Source organism: Mesorhizobium sp. M0983 (genome assembly GCF_040318975.1).
Lineage (GTDB): Bacteria > Pseudomonadota > Alphaproteobacteria > Rhizobiales > Rhizobiaceae > Mesorhizobium.
In genome coordinates this window covers 202,331-220,218 of the sequence record NZ_JAMYNH010000001.1, presented here as the reverse complement: position 1 = coordinate 220,218, position 17,888 = coordinate 202,331, and the positions used below count along the sequence as shown (strand labels likewise).

Here is a 17,888-nt window from a genome sequence, read left to right as displayed (position 1 = left end):
CAACGATCAGGCGGCGTCGTTTTCCCAGCGGTCGAGGAAAGCCTCGATAGGCAAGGCCTGCATGTCGGGGACTGCCCTGGCCAGTTTCTCGACCGGCCAGTCCCACCAGGCAAGACGTTCGATCCGTGCCGCAGTTTCCGCGCTGAAGCGCTGGTACAATGGCTTGGCCGGGACGCCGGCGACGATTGCATAGGCCGGCACGTCGCGCGTCACCACCGCGTTGGCACCGACGATCGCGCCATTGCCGATCACTATGCCAGGCATGATCACCGCGCCATGGCCGATCCAGACATCATGGCCAATGCTGACGGCTTTCGCCCGCCGCCGGTCGCGGAACGCCTGATCGACACCCAGCCAGCGGAAGTACTCGTTGGGCCGGTAGCTGATCTTGTGTTGCGTCAGCCGCTCGACCGGATGCTCCAGCGCATTGATGCGGCTGTTGGCGGCGATCGAGCAGAACTTGCCGATCGTCGTGTAGATCGCCTCGGCGTGGCGCTCGAAGTAGGAGAAGTCGCCGACCACCACCTCGCGCAGGATGACCCGCTCGCCGATCGACGCATAGCGTCCAAGCTTGCAAGCCTTCAGCTCCGCCGTCGGATGGATGCGCGGCTCGGGATCTTTCAGGACAAGGTGTTCGGGACGGTCCATGCGCGCGCTTTACGCCGGCACGCATAGTCTCGCAAGCCGAGTGCAGCGCCGCGCATCCGTTTGGATGCGCCAAGGACCCTGTAGCACCTTCAGTCTCTATTTCGGCTTGCCGCTGGTCCACACCACGTTCTGGCCGTAGAGCGGCACGGTGGTGACCGACATTTTTGCCGAGCCATCCTGCACTTGGCGCGAATGCGAGAGGTAGATCAGCGTCTCGTTGGCCTTGTCGTAGATCCGGTTCACCACCTGCTTTTTCCAGATCAGGCTGATGCCTTGCTTGAACACCTCCTCGCCGGCCTCGCTCATGTCGATATCGCCAATGGTGATCGGCCCGGTCTGGCGGCAGGAGATCGAAGAATCGGACGGGTCCTCGAACCAGTTGCCTTTCTGCAGGCGGTCGATCATGCCACGGTCGAAATAGGAGACGTGGCAGGTCACGCCCTCGACCTTCGGATCCTTGATCGCCTCGACGATGATGTCGTTGCCGAGCCAATCGACGCCGACCTTGCCGACTTCCTCGGCGACGGCCGCGCCGGCACCAATGACCAGGCATGCGGCCAACGCGCCGCCAATCAATTTTCGCAAAGAGGCCTCCTGCGGTTCGAATTTTGCCGACCTCAGGTGGGACGAACGGCAGCGCTTTGCAAGCAGATCGCCTTCCCACTGGATTGCCGGTTGCGGCAACGCGACATCTTTGCGTCGGCGCGACCGAACCGCTAAGAGTGTTCGCCAAGCCAGGGCCTTCACGGCGCCAATATGGCGGCCGATGGAAATCACGACGGACTTTCACTGATGATGCGTTCAATTCTGGTCGGCATTCTGCTCTTGATGGCCGCAGGCATCGGCTGGCTCACCTTCGACTGGTACCGCGGACATTATGGCGGCGAGCCGTTCGGAGCGCCGTTTACGCTGGTCGACCAGAAGGGCGCGCCGGTCACCGAAGCCGCCTTTCGCGGCCACCCCAGCGTCGTCTTCTTCGGCTTCACGCATTGTCCGGAAGTCTGCCCGACCACGCTTTTCGAGTTGGCCGGCTGGCTGAAGACGATGGGCGACGACGGCAAGAACCTGCGCGCCTATTTCGTTACGGTCGACCCGGAGCGCGACACGCCCGAAATCATGAACACCTATGTCAGCAATTTCTCCGATCGCATCCTCGGCATCACCGGCGATCCCGACAAGGTCCACGCCATGGCCAAGTCCTTCGGTATCTACTGGAAGAAAGTCGACACGAACGACGGCGACTACACGATGGACCACACCGCTTCGGTGCTGCTGCTCAATGCCAAGGGCGATTTCGCCGGCACCATTGCCTATGGCGAAAGCCCGGACGCCGCCATCGCCAAGCTCAAACGGCTGGTGGCGGAAGGTTGACATATCCGGTAATGACGCAGACGCGTTTGTATTTCACCGCGGGCAAGATCGAGGCTGATCGCATCTTCGCGGCGCTCGGTGCGGCGTTCGACGATGAGGGCCTGCCGGTTGCGGTGCTCGAGGTCGACGAGGACCGCGACATCCACGAAGTATCGCTCTATGCGGACGACAACGTCGATGCGGTCGAGGCGCGGCTTAGGGACATCCTTGCCGGACTGTCGCTGTCGAAATCGATAGAGCGCGAAGCGCTGCCCGACATCGACTGGGTGGCGCGCTCGCTGGAGGGGTTGAAGCCGGTGCGGGCCGGGCGCTTCTTCGTCCATGGCGCGCATGACCGCAGGAAGCGCCACAGCGGTGAGCTCGCCATCGAGATCGAGGCCGGCCTTGCCTTCGGCACCGGCCATCACGGCACCACCGCCGGCTGCCTCGAAATGCTGGAGCAGGTCATAGAGCGCGAGCATCCGCGCAACGCGCTCGACCTTGGCACCGGCAGCGCGGTGCTCGCCATCGCGGTGGCCAAGCTCGCTCATATTCCAGTGCTGGCGACCGACATCGACCCGGTCGCCGTCAAGGTGGCCGCCGCCAATGCGCGGCTGAACCATGTCAAGGCGCTCATTGAAACGGTGGCTGCACCCGGTTTTCATCATCCGATCTTTGCCGCGCGTGCGCCCTTCGACCTGATAATTGCCAATATATTGGCGCGGCCGCTGATGCGGCTGGCGCCGCAAATGGCCGGGCATATCGCGCGCGGTGGCTCGATCGTTTTGTCAGGCATTCTCGAGCGCCAGCGCGACGCGGTGATCGCGGCCTATGTCGGCCAGAAATTCCGGCACGTCCGCACCTTGCACCGCGAAGGCTGGGTGACGATCCATCTCAAGCGCTGAGGCGCCGCGCCTTCAACGCATCCGCCCGGACCTAGCGAGAGTTCGCCGCTTTCTTCAGCTCTTCGCGATCGTAGCCGTGAGCTTTCAGCGTTTCGTCATCAAAGCCAAGCAAAACGCCGCTCACATACCGGCTCGCTTCGCGCTGGCGAGCTTCGATCAGCGCGTTCACAGCGCTTCTGAAAAATCCGCGTCTGGCTGAAATCGTGGACATGATGGTCTCCTTTGCAGGCAATAAGACACGTTCCTCCACGTTAAGAAGGTAAGCCTTGCTGACGCTTTTTGAAATCGCCGATTCTGCATGGCCTCCATGCGCAAAAAGAGGCTGTCGCGACCAGGCATGATCGTTCCGAAAATCGATTCCGATTTTCGAGGTCATGCGCTACGGTCGCGCCAGCATTCGAGGAGAGCCCACATGTTCCAGACCTTCGATTCCGCCGGCGATCCGGCCGTTGGCAAGCCGCGCGTGGCAATGCTACGCCAATGGTTGGCGGCGAATGGGCTGGACGGCTTCATCGTGCCCCGCGCCGATGAGCACCAGGGCGAATATGTCGCCGACCGCTCGGCACGGCTGAAATGGCTGACCGGCTTCAGCGGCTCGGCCGGCGTCGCCATTGTGCTTGGCAAGCGCGCCGCCATGTTTGTCGACGGGCGCTACACGCTGCAGGTGCGCCAGGAGGTTGATCTCGACATCTTTTCGATCGAGAGCCTTGTCGACAACCCGCCGGCCAACTGGATCAAGGACAATCTCGGCAAGGGCGTGCGGTTGGGCTTCGATCCATGGCTGCATACGATCAGCGACGTCAAGGCGCTGAGGGCCTCGGCCGTGAAGTCCGGCGCGATACTGGTGCCGCTCGAACAAAATCCGATCGACGCCATTTGGCAGGACCAGCCCGGGCCGCCACTGGCGCCGGTCGAGATCCACCCGATCGGCTTTGCCGGCGAACTGGCCAAGGACAAGTTGGTCCGGCTGGCGGCAGCCATCGAGAAGGAGGGCGCCACCCATGCCGTATTGACCGACCCCTCCTCCATCGCCTGGGCCTTCGACATCCGTGGTGGCGACGTGCCGCACACACCGCTGGCGCTCGGCTTTGCCGTGCTCGCCGCCGACGGATCGCATCTGCTTTTCATGGACCAGCGCAAGTTCTCACGCACCGTCGCAGCCTATCTGACGCAGCTCGCCGAATTGCACGAACCCGGTGAATTCGAAACAGCGATCGTCACCCTGGCCAAGGGCGGTGCAAAAATCGCGCTGGACCCCGCTCTGGCGGCGGAGAAGCTCAGCATGCTGGTCGAGGACAATGGCGGCACCGTCACTGCCGCACCGGATCCGGCCCGCATCCCACGCGCAACGAAGAACAAAGCCGAGATCGCCGGCGCCCGCGCCGCGCATCGCCGTGACGGCGCCGCGGTCGCGAAGCTGCTGTGCTGGCTCGACCGTCAGGAGCCCGGCACGCTCGACGAAATCACCGTTGTCACCAGGCTTGAAGAGACGCGCCGGCACACCGGCGACGAAACACAGATGCCGCTGCGCGACGTGTCGTTCGACACCATCTCCGGCGCCGGCCCCAACGGCGCCATCATGCACTATCGCGTCTCCCGCGCCACCAATCGCAAACTGGAGCATGGCGAGCTGTTCCTGCTCGACTCCGGCGGACAGTACCAGGACGGCACCACCGACATCACCCGCACAGTGCCGATCGGTACGCCGGCCGAGGAGATGCGCGAACGCTTCACGCTGGTGCTGAAAGGCATGATCGGCATCTCCATGCTGCGCTTTCCCCCAGGCACGCGCGGTTCCGAACTCGATGCAGTGGCGCGCCTGGCGCTATGGAGACACGGCTGCGATTTCGCCCATGGCACCGGGCACGGTGTCGGCTCCTATCTTGCCGTACATGAGGGCCCGCAGCGTATCGCCAAGACCGGCACCGAAAAGCTGCTGGCCGGCATGATCGTCTCCAATGAGCCCGGCTATTACAAGGAAGGTTCTTACGGCATCCGCATCGAAAATCTTGTCCTGGTCACTCCGGCTGAGATGGTCGAAGGCGGTGACATCGCCATGCATGGCTTCGAGACGCTGACGCTGGCGCCGATCGACAAGCGGCTGATCCGGTCGGATCTGTTGACGCGTAACGAGTTGCATTGGCTCGACGAATACCACGCGCGGGTGCTGGCCGAGATCGGACCGATGCTCGACGGCGAGACGCTGGCCTGGCTGGAAAAGGCAACCGCCCCGCTGCCGCACGACTTCAAGCAATAGCGGCGGCGGCAACGCCGGTTGACAGGCTTTGCTCCGCAAGCAGTTCTTGCAAAGCCGTGACGTTGGAAGAACCGGCTCCCTTGCGCCAGAACAACACCGTAACGGCGTTGTCTTCGTCAGCGGGCAGTTCGTGCAGCTTTAGCCAGCGGCTCTCCGGGAAACCCGAAAGCACGCTTTTCGGCATCAGCGCTATGCCCATGCCAGCCACCACGCAACCAAGGATGGCATGGTATGAACCAAGCTCGATGGTTTTCTCGGCCATGAACCCTCTGCGCGCGTACCATTGTTCCAGCCGCTTGCGGTGCGGGCAGCCGTGCTCGAAGGCTATCATGGTTTTGGGCATGTCCAGGCGGTCGTCGATCGAAACGCGCGATGCCGCCGAGACAATGACCAGTTGCTCCTGGAATGCTGACTGCTTTTCGAACGGAGCGTCGGCGATCGGCTCGGCGGCGAAGGCTGCATCGAGTTCGCCGGCAAGCATGGCGGTCGCGAGAACCTGCGGGTTGCCGGTGCGCAACTGGATTTCCACTTCGGGATAACGTGCGTGATAGTCGGCGAGCAGACTTGGAAGCCGTGCCGCGGCGGTGCTCTCCATGGCACCTAGGCGAAGCGTGCCGCGCGGGCGTGGATCGAGCATCGCCGTTCGCGCCTCCTCTGCAAGCGCCAGCAGCCGATCCGCATAGCCGATCAATTTGTGACCGGCGGGCGATACGTGCAGGCGCTTGCCCTCCCGGATAAACAGCTGCACGCCGGGATCCTCCTCGAGCTGCCGGATGCGTGTGGTCACGTTCGATTGCACTCGAAACAGTTTTTCCGCTGCCCTGGTGATTCCGCCCTCGCGCACCACCGTGCGGAAGATGCGCAGATCGGCCAAATCCATATATCTCTCCTGGAGAACATAACGATCTTAATTATTCATTTTAGCTGATTAGCCCTTTCCCGTAAATCGTCGGTGTAGCTGCCGATCAACACGGCAAACCAGGGGAGATGGAAATGTCGCCTGAGCCCTTCGGCATCCAGCCGATCGATCTAAGCGCATTGACGCCGAAGCAGCGCGAGGCGCTCTATAGCGGCGCCGTGCGTCGCGCCCACCAGGAGAGAGCGGAGGCGATCCGGCTGAGCCTGTCGCGGGTCGCGTCGATATTCAAGAAGCCTGCTGGCTGGGCAGGAGCTATTGTTTCGTTCGCTGGGCTTATGGGCGCTGCGGCGAAGCGTACGATCAGAAGTGGTGATTTTCGCAATGGCGGTGGGTCGGCTATCGACCGGACCGCAGCATCACCCTGAGTGCGAAGCCGACCTGGCTTGTGCTGCCCAACAACTGCGTGACCGACATCACACAGACGACGCCAATCTGCAGGGGATTGACCGCAGCCTTACTGCTGCCAACCGGCTTTCTTCAACAGATCCGCCATCTGGTCTGCCCAATGTGGATTGCGCAGCCTGAGCGGCGCCAAGGCATCGCCTGTAGGGTTCTCCATCTCCCGCATCAGTTCGACGCAAGATCTTGCCTCCGGCAGACGGCCAAGCGAGACGTAGCAGCAGGCGAGTGTTTCATGGGTGGGTCGCCATGTGGGACCGACCTTGCGAGCCTCAATCGCCGCGACGAGCCCCTCGTTTGCCTGCCCCGCAAATAGATAAGCGAGCGCCAGGACATTAAACCAGACGAAGTTCTGCGGATCGTACCGGTTCAACATAAGGCCGTGTTCGAGCGGCGCTATCGCTTCGGATGCGCTGCCGCGGAAAAGCTGCCCCATTCCCATAGCCAGATGACCAAGAGCGAAACTTGGGCTGATCTCGATCGCTCTTTCCGCAGCAAGAACGGCTTGTTCCTGCGCATTGGCATAGATGCTGCAGATGGCGAGCGCATAATGCGAATAGGGATTTTTCTCGTCGAGCCGAACCGCCTTCAGGGCTGCATCCAGGCCTTCTCGGATATCCTGTGCCGGCTTGTCGCTCCAGCCGTAAGCGACGATGCCGGCGCTCACCCGACCGAGCCAGAGATGGGCCTCTGCGAGTTCAGGATCGAGCTTGCACGCCAGCCGAAATAACTCGCGGCCACGCAAGTGAGTTTGACGGCCGACGTGGTGAAAATGCCAGGTACCTTGCCGCACCAGGTCCCAGGCCGTCGCATTTCCGCTGTTGCGTCCAACGGCTGGGAGCGACTCCGTCTTGAGCAGTTCGGGTTCGATCGCACCAGCCACCCGCTCGGCTATGGCATCCTGGACGGCGAACGCCTCCGTCAGTTCCATCTCGTATCGTTCGGCCCAGATCTGATTGGCCGAGGCGGCATCGACCAGTTGCGTCGAGACCCGGATCTGCTGGCCGGACCGGCGCACACTTCCTTCCAAGACATAACGGGCGCCAAGCTCGCGGGCCACCTGTTTGGAGTCGACCGACTTGTCCTTATAGACGAAGCTGGAATTGCGCCCGATCACCCGGAACCATCGGAACCTCGTCAGCGCGGTGATGATGTCCTCGGTGATGCCGTCAGCCAGATAGGCCTGTTCCCTGTCGCCGCTGACATTGGCGAACGGCAACACCGCAATGGACGCCCTTTCGGAGAGACCCGCCAGTTGGCTCGGAAGCGCATCGTCTGCAGCGGGGTCAAGCACATGAACACTGCCGGCGAAGCGATATCCGGTGCGGGGGACGGTGGCGATCCATTCGCTGCCGTCCGGCTGCGGGCCGAGTAGCTTGCGCAGGGCGGCAATCTGCACCGAAAGATTTGCTTTCTTCGACGACGGCATCGGACCAGGCGGCCTCCATGAGGGCCGTCCTGCTCAGCGCCTGCGTCGGTGCCTCCACCAGGGCCTGAAGCAACGACAAGCCTTTTTGCCCGACCGCAACTGGCTTGCCCTCGCGAACAAGCGTCCCGCGCAGCAGGTCGAGCACGAACGGCCCGAACGCGAAGCGTCGCGGTGCTGAAGCATCTCGCTTTCCGGCTTCGGAAGAATTCGGAACTTTTCGCCTCCTGTTAAGGACTTCGGACGGGGGACTGATCATTCTGGCCGTCCTTCGCACAGACTAACACAAATGGAGGTTCAAGATGATGATGTTGAAACAGCCGGCCGCAATGGACAGTGCTGCGCCCAGCGAGGGAAAGGCTTTGGTTGTTAGGGGCGGCGAGGCTTATCGGGCCGAACAGGGGTCGGACTATCTGCCGGGAATAAGTGCTGAGACCGTCGGAGCGAAGGCCCTTTGGCTGGGCGTCGCCTCAATTCCGCCGGGCAAGCGGACCAAAGCCCATGTCCATGCGCGCCACGAAACAGCATTTTATATGCTGAGCGGAGACGAGTTGGAGATGTGGAGCGGGGACGAACTGCAGTTTCGCGACCTCGTGCATCCCGGCGACTATCTCTACATTCCCGCCAACGTGCTTCACGTTGCCGTGAACCGGGCAAGCACGCCGGCCACCTTTATTGGCGCCCGCAACGAACCGACCGCACAGGAGAGTGTCATTCTCTTCCCGAAGATGGACGGCAAAATACCATAGAGCGGCGATCTGGCAGGAAGACAGGCGTACTCCGTCGGTCCACTACCCGACGAGCTGCCGCGCAAGGATCAGCACGGCAGCACCCGCCAGGAACATCGCCATCAGCCCGCCGCGCAGCGAGACCAGGCCGGCAACAATCAAGGCTGCCCATTCCGCCGGTCCGGCGCTGAGCGCCGCCGGCGCCACCAGCGTGGTCAGCACCGCCGCCGGCACGGCGCTGAGCCCGGCCTCGACGCGCGGATGGATATGGTCGAAGCGTGAGATCACCAGATGACCGCCGATGCGGGTCAGATAGGTCGCGATCGAAGCGGCGACGATGATCCACAAGGTCGTGCTCATGGCCGTGTCTCCACGCCGCTGTGGCGGGGCGGCAGGATGACGGCGAGCAGCACGCCGGCCAGCGCACCTATGGAGACATGCCAGGGCGAGCCGACGGTTTTGTACGCAATGGTGGAGGCGGCAGCGCTGGCGATGACCACCGGCAGCCACAGCGGCCGCTTGCGGAAGCTCATGACCAGGCCGAGAAAATAGATCGGCAGCAGGAAGTCGATGCCCAGCACATGGGTGTCGGGAATAAGCTTGCCGAACATCGCGCCGAGCGCGCTTTCGATGACCCAGAACACATAGACCGGCAGCCCAAGCCCCATATACCAGGTAAACCCGACGGTTTCGCCGGCCTCCGCCTTGCGCTCGGCCATCGCGAACTGCGGATCAGTGAGCACGAAATAGCCTATCGCCTGCTGGATCAGTGGCCAATGCGCGATGCGCCGGCCGATACCGGCCGAATAGAGCACGTGGCGAAAATTCACCGCGAAGATCGACAGCACGATCAGCCACGGCGCGACATGCTGGCCGAACAGCTCGATGCCGACCATCTGGCTGGCGCCGCCGAACACCGTTGCGCTCATCAGGAACGCTTCGAGCACGGAAAACCCGTTGTCGACTGCGAGCGCCCCGAACAGCAATGCAAACGGCGCCGATGCCACCACGACGGGCATGCTGAGCCGCACGCCGTCCCAGAAATCGCTTTTCGCACTGTTTTCGGAGATTGCTTCCGCCGACATCAATCGCCTCCTCGGGACGGTCGTATGTAGGGAGGGCCGCCCTCCTTGTCACACCAATTCGATTGAGGCAAATGATCAGCGGAAGTGATGGCTGAGGCGGGCGGCAAGGCGCTCCAGTGCCCAGTGGATAAAAATCAGACGCTTGGCACCTGGGAGGGCATATCCGTTGGCGCCCATCGGTCCTTGCCAAAAGTGGCGGCCACAGACCCAAGGCCAGAGGTGGTTCCCCAGAGGTGGTTGCAATGAGCGAATTTTTCATCGATCCAAAATTCGGCCGCCTGGCCTTCGGCGCCGATCCCGGCAGCTATCACGCGACGCGGCCTGGCTATCCTGATTGGGTATTCGAAATTCTATGTGAACGGTGCCGTCTCGCCCCTGGCACGGCGACGTTCGAGATTGGCGCAGGTACAGGAACTGCTACGCGCCGCTTACTCGAACTGGGCGCGAGCCCGATGCTCGCCATCGAGCCGGATTCTCGCCTCGCGACTTTCCTTTGCGAGACTATTCAGGACAAGGCGCTCTCGGTGAGCGTCTCTGCGTTTGAGGATGCCGTCCTTGAGAAGGCCGGTTTTGATCTCGGCGTCAGCGCCACTGCCTTTCATTGGCTGGATGAGGACACCGCGCTGGTCAAGGTCGCCGAGCTGCTTCGGCCGGGCGGCTGGTGGGCAATGGTCTGGAATGTATTCGGCGACAACAGTCGCCCCGATCCCTTTCATGATGCGACGAAGGCACTGCTTGAAGGGCCTTCGAGCCCTTCGGCGGGCTCAAATGGTATTCCGTTCGCCCTTGATGCCGAGGCCCGCGTGGCGGCGCTGGAGCGAACCGGCGCGTTCGATTCCATCGAACATGGGACAAGTGTCTGGTCGCTCGTCCTCGATCCTGACCAGACGGTCGCCCTCTATGCCACTTTTTCCAACATCAACATCCGCAGCGACCGCGAAGCAATCCTGGCGGAGCTGGGTCGCATCGTCCGCGACGAGTTCCAAGGCTCCATAACCCGCAACATGACCACCAGCCTCTACACTGCGCGGCGCATTTGACTGTCTGATTTATCCGCTAGCGCGGCGAAGCCTTGCCTTCGATCGCCCTGCCCCAGTCGAGCAGCGGTTTTGCCCGCATGACGAAGCCGACGAGTTCGTCGACCAATCCAGCTCCATAAATATCCGCCGGCTCGACTGCGTGCCGGACGGCAAAATGCCGATTGCGGATCGCGGCAGCGAGATCGGGCTCGGCGATATGCTCGAAGCCGCGCGGCGTGCGCTTCATGCAGCCGTCCGGGTCGAGCTCGAGGCCGTTCTTCTTCAGCGCCGCGACGAGGGTGCGGAATTCAGCCGGCCGCTTCGCGATCGCGTTGCGCAGCGCCAGCAATAGCTCCGGTCCGGGCTGCCACCAGGCAACGGCGGCAAAGCAGCGATCGAGCCCGATATGGACGTAAAACACGCCCTGTTCCATCTTGGTGCCGTCAGGCGAAAGGATCGCCGACAAATGCCGGTTATAAGGCCGTTTGTCCTTGGCGAAACGCACATCGCGATTAATCCGGAACAGCGACTTCTTGCGGTCGCCGCGCAGGCCGAGCCCCGCGGCCGTGAAGCGCTCGGAGAGCGTTTCGACCAGATCGCCGAAGGGGTCGCGCAGATCCCGTTCGAAAAGGTCGCGGTTTTCCAAAAACCACTCCCGGCTCTGATGAAAATCCAGCGCCTTGAGGAAGGGAATGGCCTTTTGCCCAAAACCGTTGAACGCAGCCGCCATCACGCGCCCTTGCCGATCCGCTGCAACCAGGTGTCCTCGTCGATCACCTCGATGCCGAATTTGGTCGCGTCCTTCAGCTTGGAACCGGCGCCCGGCCCCGCTACCAGGAGATCGGTCTTCGCAGAAACCGAGCCGGCGACCTTCGCGCCGAGACGTTCGGCCATCGCCTTGGCCTCGGGGCGCGTCATCTTTTCCAGCGTGCCTGTAAACACGATTGTCTTGCCGGCGACCGCACTATCGGCTGAGACGTTCACGATGTATGGCTTCGGGTGGACCTGTGTGAGCAGCGCTTCAAGCACGGCGTCGTTGCGTTCATTGCCGAAGAAATCGCGAAGCGCACCTATCACCGTATCGCCGATGCCGTTGATCGAAGGAAAAACGGTGTGTGGATCGGCTGCCGCTGCTGTCTCCTTGCCAATGCGGATCAACTCCTCGATCGTCGAGAAGGTTCGGGCAAGCACAGCGGCCGTCGTTTCGCCGATATGGCGGATGCCCAGCGCAAAGATGAAGCGATCGAGTTCCGGTTCGCGGCGAGCGTCGATGGCAGCGAAGAGCTTGTCGAGGCCGTCGTAGTTGCGTTCCTCGACACTGCGTACATTCTTGCGCGTCTTGCCCGACGCGGCCTCACGCTGCCTGGCCTGCTCTTCCCGCCGCTCGGCCAGCGCCTTGGTAACGGCGGGACGACGATCCCTGAGCGTAAAGATATCGGCGGCTGTCTTGATCAACCCGGCGTTGAAGAACAGATCTATGTTTTCAGCGCCCAGGCCTTCGATATCCATGGCGCCGCGTGACACGAAATGGCGCAATCCTTCCACGGCCTGCGCGGGGCAGATCAGTTCGCCGGTGCAGCGGCGGCGGGAATCCTCCTTGCCGGTCTTCTCGCTGATCTCGCGCGTTGCGGGTGAGCCGCAGATCGGACATTTGTGCGGGAATTCGTAGGGCACGGCATCTGGCGGACGCTTATCGGCTACGACGCTGACGATCTGCGGAATGACGTCCCCTGCCCGCTGGATGACCACTGTGTCGCCGATACGCACGTCATAGCCGTCGCGGATCGGCTGGCCGTTGCTGTCCAGACCCTTGATGTAATCTTCGTTGTGAAGCGTGACGTTTTCGACCACTACGCCGCCGACCGTGACGGGTGCAAGCCGGGCAACGGGCGCCAGCGTACCGGTACGGCCCACCTGAATGTCGATCCTGAGCACGGTTGTCATCGCCTGTTCGGCCGGAAATTTGTGGGCGATGGCCCAGCGCGGTTCGCCAGTGACGAAACCCCATCTGCGCTGCAATTCCAGCTGATCGACCTTGTAGACGACGCCGTCGATGTCGTAGCCCAGTGATGAGCGCTGGGTCTCGATCAGGTGATAATGCGCGACCAGTTCCTCGACCGATCTTGCCCGGACCATCAGCGGGCTGACCTTGAATCCCCACTCCGCGAATTTTTGCACGGAATCGTATTGGGTCGGAGCCGGATCCTTTGTGGTAAAGCCCCAGGCGTAGGCAAAGAACTTGAGGTTGCGGCTGGCGGTAACGGACGGGTCTTTCTGACGGAGCGACCCGGCCGCGGTATTGCGCGGATTGACGTAGTCCTGGCCGCCGAGCGCCGCCGACCGCTGCTTCAACGCCTCGAATTCCGCGTAGGTCATATAGACCTCACCGCGTATTTCGATGACCTCGGGCCAGCCCGATCCATTCAAGGTCTTGGGAATGTCGGCGATGGTCCTCAGATTGGCGGTGATGTCCTCGCCAACGGCGCCGTCGCCGCGCGTTGCTCCCTGCACGAACACACCACCTTCATAACGCAGCGAAGCCGACAGCCCGTCGATCTTCGGCTCAGCTGTGAAGGCGATGTCCAGATCCTTGTCGCGATCAAAGAACCGCCGGCCACGTACAATGAAATCGGTGACGTCCTGGTCGGTATAGGCCTTGGCGAGGCTGAGCATCGGCACCGCATGACGCACCTTGGCAAAGCCTTCCGCCGGCGGTGCGCCGACCCTGCGTGAGGGCGAATCCTCGCGCACCAAAGCGGGGAAGCGCTGTTCGATGGCGAGGTTGCGCCGCGTCAGCGCGTCATATTCCGCGTCCGTGATTATCGGCGCGTCCTCGCCGTGGTAGCGCCGGTCGTGCTCGGCGATCTCCTGCGCCAACCGCTTCAACTCGCTTGCCGCCTCGCTTTCGCTGAGCGAATCGACTGGTTTTTCGTCCATACACTGCTCCCTCCACGGTGGCGCGACACAATAGAACAGGATTCTCTCATGAGGGAGAGATCAGACACGGAAATCATTCCTGAACAGCAGGATGGAGCCAGACCCTGACTCAGGTCACGAGCGCCGGAAACGAACTCGTCTAGAGCAATTCCAGGAAAAGTGTGAAACGGTTTTCCGTCCGGAATTGCGCAAAACAAAGAGGTAGAGCGGTTCGGCGTGATGAACCGCTCTACGCTGCCGCGATGTTCTCCCGCAGCAAGCGCTCGGCCGCCGCGCGCGCCTCGTCGGTGATGGTGGCGCCGGCGAGCATGCGCGCGATCTCCTCCTGCCGCGCCGCCCGGTCCATCTCGGCGATGCCGGTCGACACCCGGTCGGCCCCGCCTGACTTGGAGATCAGGAAATGCGTCGCGGCGCGCGCCGCCACTTGCGGCGCGTGCGTGACCGAAAGCACCTGCACGCGCTTTGCCAGCCGCGCCAGCCGCTGGCCGATGGCGTCGGCAACCGCGCCGCCTACCCCGGTGTCGATTTCGTCGAAGACCAGGGTCGGCGCCGAGCCGCGATCGGCCAGCGCCACCTTGAGTGCCAGCAGAAAGCGCGAAAGCTCGCCGCCGGAAGCGACCTTCATCATTGGGCCGGGCCGGGTGCCGGGGTTGGTGCGCACCCAGAACTCGACCTGGTCGATGCCTTCTTCCATGCGGCTCCCGGCATCGCTTGCGATCTCGACGATGAACTCAGCCCGTTCGAGCTTCAGCGCCGGCAGTTCGGCCATTACCGCCTTGGTCAGCCCTGCGGCCGCCGCATGGCGAAGCGACGACAGCTGGGCCGCCGTAATGTCATAGGCCTGACGCGCAGCTGCAGCCTGTCTCTCCAGCGCATGCAGGCGCTCTTCGCCAGCGTCGAGATCGGTAAGGTCGGCCGCCATGGTGTCGCGCAGTTGCGCCAGATCGTCGACAGCGACGCTGTGCTTGCGCGAGGCGGCACGCAGCGCAAACAGCCGCTCCTCGGCCTTCTCCAGCCGCTGCGGATCATATTCAGTGGCGCGAAGTGCTGCTTCCACGCCCGACTGCGCCGCGTCGAGCGACAGCATCGCCTCGTCGAGCGATTTGACGACCTCTTCAAGCAAGCCGGGCGCTTCCGTCACCTTGCGCTGCAGCCGCCTGAGCAGGCTGGCCAACTGCGGCAAGGGTGAGGACGGGCCCGAGAGCACATCCTGCGCATCGTGGATTTCCGAGGCGATCTTTTCGGCACGCATCATCGAGGCGCGCAGTTCGGCGAGCTCGGTCTCTTCACCCGGTTGCGGATCGAGCCTGGTCAATTCGGCGACCGCCGCACGCAGATAATCGGCCTCGCGGGAAGCCGCCTCGACTTTGGCCCGGTGCCGTGAAAATTCCTGCTCGCAGGCGCGCCAGTGCCGCCACGCCTCGCCTGTTGCACGCGCGGCGCCCAGATGACCGCCGAAGCTGTCCAGCAATTCCCGATGCGCACCGGGATCGACCAAAGCGCGCTCGTCGTGCTGGCCGTGGATCTCGACCAGCGCATGGCCGACGTCGCGCATCAGCGTCACGCTGGACGGCTGGTCGTTGACGAAAACGCGCGTGCGGCCGTCCGCCGTCTGGACGCGGCGCAGGATGATGTCGCCGTCGTCCTCGATGGCGTTCTCGGCGAGCAGCATACGGGCCGGGTGGTTGCGCGGCACGTCGAACACAGCGATGACCTGGCCTTGTGCCGCGCCATGCCGCACCAGCGAGGCGTCGCCGCGGGCGCCAAGCGCCAGCGACAAGGCGTCGAGCAGGATGGACTTTCCGGCGCCGGTTTCGCCGGTCAGCACCGAAAGGCCGGACCAGAAGTCGATGTCCAGCTTCTCGATCAGAACGATATCGCGGATCGACAGCCTGGAGAGCATGGTGACGCGCCGCTCAGGCGCCGGTGATCAGCTTCCCGGCCTTGGAGATCCACGATCCGGCATTCTCGCGCGGCTCGAGCCCACCACTCTGCAGGAGCTTATAGGAGTCCTTGTACCACTGGCTGTCGGGATAGTTGGTGCCGAGCACGGCCGCGGCGGTCTGCGCTTCCGACGTCAGCCCCATCGCGTAGTAGCTCTCGGTCAGACGCGCCAGCGCCTCCTCGACATGGCGTGTGTTGGAATAGTTCTCCACCACGTTGCGGAATCGTTTGACGGCTGCGATGTACTCGCGGCGCTCGAGATAATAGCGGCCGATCTGCATCTCTTTGCCGGCGAGCTGATCGTTGGCGAAGCGGATCTTCTCCTTGGCGTCGTCGGCATATTCGGACGTGGGCCAGCGCGTCACCAGGTCCTGCATCGTCTGCACGGTAAGACGCGCTTCCTTCTGGTCCTGGGTGACGTCCTTGATCTGGCGGTAGTAGCTCAGCCCGATAATATATTGGGCATAGGCTGCATCGTCGGTCGACGGGTAAAGGGTCAGGTAGCGCTTGGCCGAACCAATCGCCTCGTCGTAATTGCCCTGACGGTAGTCGGCAAAGGCGCCCATCACCATCGATTTGCGGGCGAATTCCGAATACGGATGCTGGCGGTCGACGGCATCGAATTTGCGGCTTGCCTCCTGCAGGCGCCCGGCATTCAGATTGGCGAGACCCTGATTATAGAGCACGTCGGCCGGCTCGGTCTGATCGACATAGGTCGATAGATCGACGTCCTTCTCGGACGACATGCAGGCCGACAGAAACAGCGATGGAACGACGACCGAAAGCGCCAGGAAAACAGCCCGCCGCGGCGCCTTCGATTGACCAACTCGCTTGAAAAACATGATTGGATTCCGCCCTTTCGGCGTCATTTCAGTCGACGGCAGCAGCCATAAACCATAACCGCCTTGCCCGGCAACGCTATCCCCGGCCAATCGCACATTTTTGTGGCGGTTTGGCGCCACCTGGAAAGCTGTGCGATTTGGCCGGCCAGTGATGCATCCTTGCAACACAGCTGATCGCAATAAGAGCCGCAAAAACGTTAAGAATCAGATCATCCAGGGCGCAAAGAGGGGGGCATTGACGGCGCTCATCTCAGCGGCACGGCCGCGCTCGCGGCGCGTCGTCTCGACGATCTCGAAAGCCGAACGGTCGGACAAGAGACGGCGCAGCGCCGCGGCGTTCAGCCTGTGGCCACCACGATAGGAGCGGAAGCAGCCGATAAACCGGGCACCGGCGAGCGCCAGGTCGCCCATTGCATCCATCGTCTTGTGCCGCGCGAACTCGTTGGGATAGCGCAGGCCTCCCATGTTGATCACGCGGTTGTCATCGCCGATCACCAGCGAGTTCTCCAGCGAGGAGCCGAGCGCGTAGCCAGCTGCCCATAGCCGCTCGACGTCCTTCATGAACCCGAAAGTGCGGGCCCGCGCGACGTCGCGGCGGAAAATGTCGGCATTCATATCAGATGCGAAAAGCTGGCGGCCGATCGCCGGGCTTTCGAAATCGATCTCGATCTCGAAGCGCGTGCCATCATAGGGCCTGAACTCCGCCCAGCAGGCGCCGTTCTCGATGCGAACCGGCTTGACCACCCTGATGTAGCGACGCTTGACCGGCAGCGTTTCGATGCCTGCCTGGTCCATGGCCTCGATGAACATGACCGCGCTGCCGTCGAGGATAGGCACCTCACGGCCGTCGATTTCAATGACGAGATTGTCGATCCCAAGCCCAAAGAGCGTCGCCATCAGATGCTCGACCGTGGCAATGTGCTCGCCTTGCGGATCGCCAAGCATGGTGCAGAGGTCGGTGGCACCGACCTCGGAAACGAGCGCGCGAAATTCGTGGCTTCCGCTTGCATTCGAAAGCTGGAAGACGATACCCGTATCGGCATCTGCCGGCAGGAAATGGACGGTGACCGGATTGCCGCTATGGACGCCGATACCAGTCAGCGTCGCACGCGATTTAAGTGTCGTCTGATAGTCGTGCAAAACAATCCCCATAGCCCGTACTGCCTAGGTCCGCTTCATCTGCCCTAAGGGCGCGGCTCTTGATTGATCGGCAGGCAGGGCCACTTCCCCGAGACTCCCAGCAAACCGACTTTGGTCGGTGGCGAAGATAATGGTCCCACAGGGAGACTCCAAATCACGGTTTCTTACTCTTTGTAACTGCGGTCCAGCGCGGGATTGCCCCATAAGTCCTTGTTTCAAAATCGCTTTTAATATTAACAGGCGAACAGTTTCCTGCTCGCCTGTTAACAACTGTTACGAACCGTCAACA

At 62.4% G+C, this 17,888-nt stretch carries 18 protein-coding genes; 6 read left to right on the top strand and 12 right to left on the bottom strand.

Annotated elements, in window-relative coordinates; all coding sequences use genetic code 11:
• Positions 1 to 6: 6 nt before the first annotated feature.
• Together NKH71_RS01245 and NKH71_RS01240 are read right to left on the bottom strand one after the other, a co-directional pair.
• Positions 7 to 648: a DapH/DapD/GlmU-related protein gene (locus tag NKH71_RS01245; RefSeq protein WP_023721177.1), complete on the bottom strand. Its 642-nt coding sequence runs from the start codon at positions 646 to 648 to the stop codon at positions 7 to 9.
• A gap of 96 nt (positions 649 to 744) precedes the next feature.
• Positions 745 to 1,233 (bottom strand): CreA family protein, encoded by a 489-nt coding sequence (locus tag NKH71_RS01240; RefSeq protein WP_023721178.1) that lies wholly within the window; start codon positions 1,231 to 1,233, stop codon positions 745 to 747.
• 207 nt (positions 1,234 to 1,440) lie between these two features.
• On the opposite strand from NKH71_RS01240, the gene NKH71_RS01235 reads away from it, so the two are divergent.
• Both NKH71_RS01235 and NKH71_RS01230 read left to right on the top strand, forming a co-directional pair.
• Positions 1,441 to 2,019 carry an SCO family protein gene (locus NKH71_RS01235; RefSeq protein WP_023721179.1) on the top strand — a complete coding sequence of 193 codons (579 nt, stop codon included), beginning with the start codon at positions 1,441 to 1,443 and terminating at the stop codon, positions 2,017 to 2,019.
• 11 nt (positions 2,020 to 2,030) lie between these two features.
• Positions 2,031 to 2,903, top strand: a complete 873-nt coding sequence (locus NKH71_RS01230; protein ID WP_023721180.1) for a 50S ribosomal protein L11 methyltransferase — start codon at positions 2,031 to 2,033, stop codon at positions 2,901 to 2,903.
• A gap of 31 nt (positions 2,904 to 2,934) precedes the next feature.
• On the opposite strand, the gene NKH71_RS01225 is transcribed toward NKH71_RS01230, so the two are convergent.
• The gene (locus NKH71_RS01225; protein ID WP_348633244.1) at positions 2,935 to 3,279 is read right to left on the bottom strand and encodes a hypothetical protein; all 345 of its coding nucleotides are present in this window, start codon (positions 3,277 to 3,279) and stop codon (positions 2,935 to 2,937) included.
• Positions 3,280 to 3,315: 36 nt separating this feature from the next.
• Here NKH71_RS01225 and NKH71_RS01220 point away from each other — a divergent pair, with 36 nt between their 5' ends.
• Complete coding sequence (locus NKH71_RS01220; RefSeq protein ID WP_352894169.1) at positions 3,316 to 5,160, top strand: aminopeptidase P family protein; 1,845 nt, start codon at positions 3,316 to 3,318, stop codon at positions 5,158 to 5,160.
• On the opposite strand, the gene NKH71_RS01215 is transcribed toward NKH71_RS01220, so the two are convergent.
• Positions 5,150 to 6,040: a LysR family transcriptional regulator gene (locus tag NKH71_RS01215; protein ID WP_352894168.1), complete on the bottom strand. Its 891-nt coding sequence runs from the start codon at positions 6,038 to 6,040 to the stop codon at positions 5,150 to 5,152. The genes NKH71_RS01220 and NKH71_RS01215 overlap by 11 nt on opposite strands.
• 113 nt (positions 6,041 to 6,153) lie before the next feature.
• Between NKH71_RS01215 and NKH71_RS01210 the strand changes: the two genes are divergently transcribed.
• Positions 6,154 to 6,444, top strand: a complete 291-nt coding sequence (locus NKH71_RS01210; protein ID WP_156948172.1) for a hypothetical protein — start codon at positions 6,154 to 6,156, stop codon at positions 6,442 to 6,444.
• Between the two features lie 89 nt (positions 6,445 to 6,533).
• On the opposite strand, the gene NKH71_RS01205 is transcribed toward NKH71_RS01210, so the two are convergent.
• The gene (locus NKH71_RS01205) at positions 6,534 to 7,877 is read right to left on the bottom strand and encodes a winged helix-turn-helix domain-containing tetratricopeptide repeat protein (protein ID WP_352788536.1); all 1,344 of its coding nucleotides are present in this window, start codon (positions 7,875 to 7,877) and stop codon (positions 6,534 to 6,536) included.
• 329 nt (positions 7,878 to 8,206) lie between these two features.
• On the opposite strand from NKH71_RS01205, the gene NKH71_RS01200 reads away from it, so the two are divergent.
• Positions 8,207 to 8,653: a cupin domain-containing protein gene (locus NKH71_RS01200; protein WP_502895805.1), complete on the top strand. Its 447-nt coding sequence runs from the start codon at positions 8,207 to 8,209 to the stop codon at positions 8,651 to 8,653.
• Positions 8,654 to 8,695: 42 nt separating this feature from the next.
• Here NKH71_RS01200 and NKH71_RS01195 read toward each other — a convergent pair whose 3' ends face one another.
• Positions 8,696 to 8,992 (bottom strand): AzlD family protein, encoded by a 297-nt coding sequence (locus tag NKH71_RS01195; protein WP_023721187.1) that lies wholly within the window; start codon positions 8,990 to 8,992, stop codon positions 8,696 to 8,698.
• Positions 8,989 to 9,717 carry an AzlC family ABC transporter permease gene (locus NKH71_RS01190; RefSeq protein WP_352855193.1) on the bottom strand — a complete coding sequence of 243 codons (729 nt, stop codon included), beginning with the start codon at positions 9,715 to 9,717 and terminating at the stop codon, positions 8,989 to 8,991. Before NKH71_RS01190 ends, NKH71_RS01195 begins: the two co-directional genes overlap by 4 nt.
• Before the next feature lie 242 nt (positions 9,718 to 9,959).
• Between NKH71_RS01190 and NKH71_RS01185 the strand changes: the two genes are divergently transcribed.
• Entirely contained in the window at positions 9,960 to 10,757 is a 798-nt protein-coding gene (locus NKH71_RS01185; RefSeq protein WP_352495125.1) for a class I SAM-dependent methyltransferase, read from the top strand.
• A gap of 16 nt (positions 10,758 to 10,773) precedes the next feature.
• Here NKH71_RS01185 and NKH71_RS01180 read toward each other — a convergent pair whose 3' ends face one another.
• The 5 genes from NKH71_RS01180 to lpxC form a co-directional block, all read right to left on the bottom strand.
• Complete coding sequence (locus NKH71_RS01180) at positions 10,774 to 11,466, bottom strand: DUF2461 domain-containing protein (RefSeq protein ID WP_352894163.1); 693 nt, start codon at positions 11,464 to 11,466, stop codon at positions 10,774 to 10,776.
• Positions 11,466 to 13,673: an NAD-dependent DNA ligase LigA gene (ligA, locus tag NKH71_RS01175; protein WP_352894161.1), complete on the bottom strand. Its 2,208-nt coding sequence runs from the start codon at positions 13,671 to 13,673 to the stop codon at positions 11,466 to 11,468. Before ligA ends, NKH71_RS01180 begins: the two co-directional genes overlap by 1 nt.
• Positions 13,674 to 13,902: 229 nt before the next feature.
• Positions 13,903 to 15,576: a DNA repair protein RecN gene (recN, locus tag NKH71_RS01170; protein WP_352894158.1), complete on the bottom strand. Its 1,674-nt coding sequence runs from the start codon at positions 15,574 to 15,576 to the stop codon at positions 13,903 to 13,905.
• 13 nt (positions 15,577 to 15,589) lie between these two features.
• Positions 15,590 to 16,459 carry an outer membrane protein assembly factor BamD gene (locus NKH71_RS01165; RefSeq protein ID WP_352456160.1) on the bottom strand — a complete coding sequence of 290 codons (870 nt, stop codon included), beginning with the start codon at positions 16,457 to 16,459 and terminating at the stop codon, positions 15,590 to 15,592.
• A 204-nt stretch (positions 16,460 to 16,663) separates the two neighbouring features.
• Positions 16,664 to 17,611, bottom strand: a complete 948-nt coding sequence (lpxC, locus tag NKH71_RS01160; protein WP_352481535.1) for a UDP-3-O-acyl-N-acetylglucosamine deacetylase — start codon at positions 17,609 to 17,611, stop codon at positions 16,664 to 16,666.
• Positions 17,612 to 17,888 lie beyond the last annotated feature (277 nt).

What these genes read in the sequence shown, in the direction of transcription:
- NKH71_RS01195 (WP_023721187.1), bottom strand. Translation starts at nt 8,992, where the DNA reads ATGAGCACGACCTTGTGGATCATCGTCGCCGCTTCGATCGCGACCTAT.
- NKH71_RS01190 (WP_352855193.1), bottom strand. Translation starts at nt 9,717, where the DNA reads ATGTCGGCGGAAGCAATCTCCGAAAACAGTGCGAAAAGCGATTTCTGG.
- NKH71_RS01220 (WP_352894169.1), top strand. Translation starts at nt 3,316, where the DNA reads ATGTTCCAGACCTTCGATTCCGCCGGCGATCCGGCCGTTGGCAAGCCG.
- NKH71_RS01185 (WP_352495125.1), top strand. Translation starts at nt 9,960, where the DNA reads ATGAGCGAATTTTTCATCGATCCAAAATTCGGCCGCCTGGCCTTCGGC.
- recN (WP_352894158.1), bottom strand. Translation starts at nt 15,576, where the DNA reads ATGCTCTCCAGGCTGTCGATCCGCGATATCGTTCTGATCGAGAAGCTG.
- ligA (WP_352894161.1), bottom strand. Translation starts at nt 13,673, where the DNA reads ATGGACGAAAAACCAGTCGATTCGCTCAGCGAAAGCGAGGCGGCAAGC.
- NKH71_RS01210 (WP_156948172.1), top strand. Translation starts at nt 6,154, where the DNA reads ATGTCGCCTGAGCCCTTCGGCATCCAGCCGATCGATCTAAGCGCATTG.
- NKH71_RS01180 (WP_352894163.1), bottom strand. Translation starts at nt 11,466, where the DNA reads ATGGCGGCTGCGTTCAACGGTTTTGGGCAAAAGGCCATTCCCTTCCTC.
- NKH71_RS01200 (WP_502895805.1), top strand. Translation starts at nt 8,207, where the DNA reads ATGATGATGTTGAAACAGCCGGCCGCAATGGACAGTGCTGCGCCCAGC.
- NKH71_RS01230 (WP_023721180.1), top strand. Translation starts at nt 2,031, where the DNA reads ATGACGCAGACGCGTTTGTATTTCACCGCGGGCAAGATCGAGGCTGAT.
- NKH71_RS01215 (WP_352894168.1), bottom strand. Translation starts at nt 6,040, where the DNA reads ATGGATTTGGCCGATCTGCGCATCTTCCGCACGGTGGTGCGCGAGGGC.
- lpxC (WP_352481535.1), bottom strand. Translation starts at nt 17,611, where the DNA reads ATGGGGATTGTTTTGCACGACTATCAGACGACACTTAAATCGCGTGCG.
- NKH71_RS01165 (WP_352456160.1), bottom strand. Translation starts at nt 16,459, where the DNA reads ATGTTTTTCAAGCGAGTTGGTCAATCGAAGGCGCCGCGGCGGGCTGTT.
- NKH71_RS01225 (WP_348633244.1), bottom strand. Translation starts at nt 3,279, where the DNA reads ATGACCTCGAAAATCGGAATCGATTTTCGGAACGATCATGCCTGGTCG.
- NKH71_RS01235 (WP_023721179.1), top strand. Translation starts at nt 1,441, where the DNA reads ATGATGCGTTCAATTCTGGTCGGCATTCTGCTCTTGATGGCCGCAGGC.
- NKH71_RS01245 (WP_023721177.1), bottom strand. Translation starts at nt 648, where the DNA reads ATGGACCGTCCCGAACACCTTGTCCTGAAAGATCCCGAGCCGCGCATC.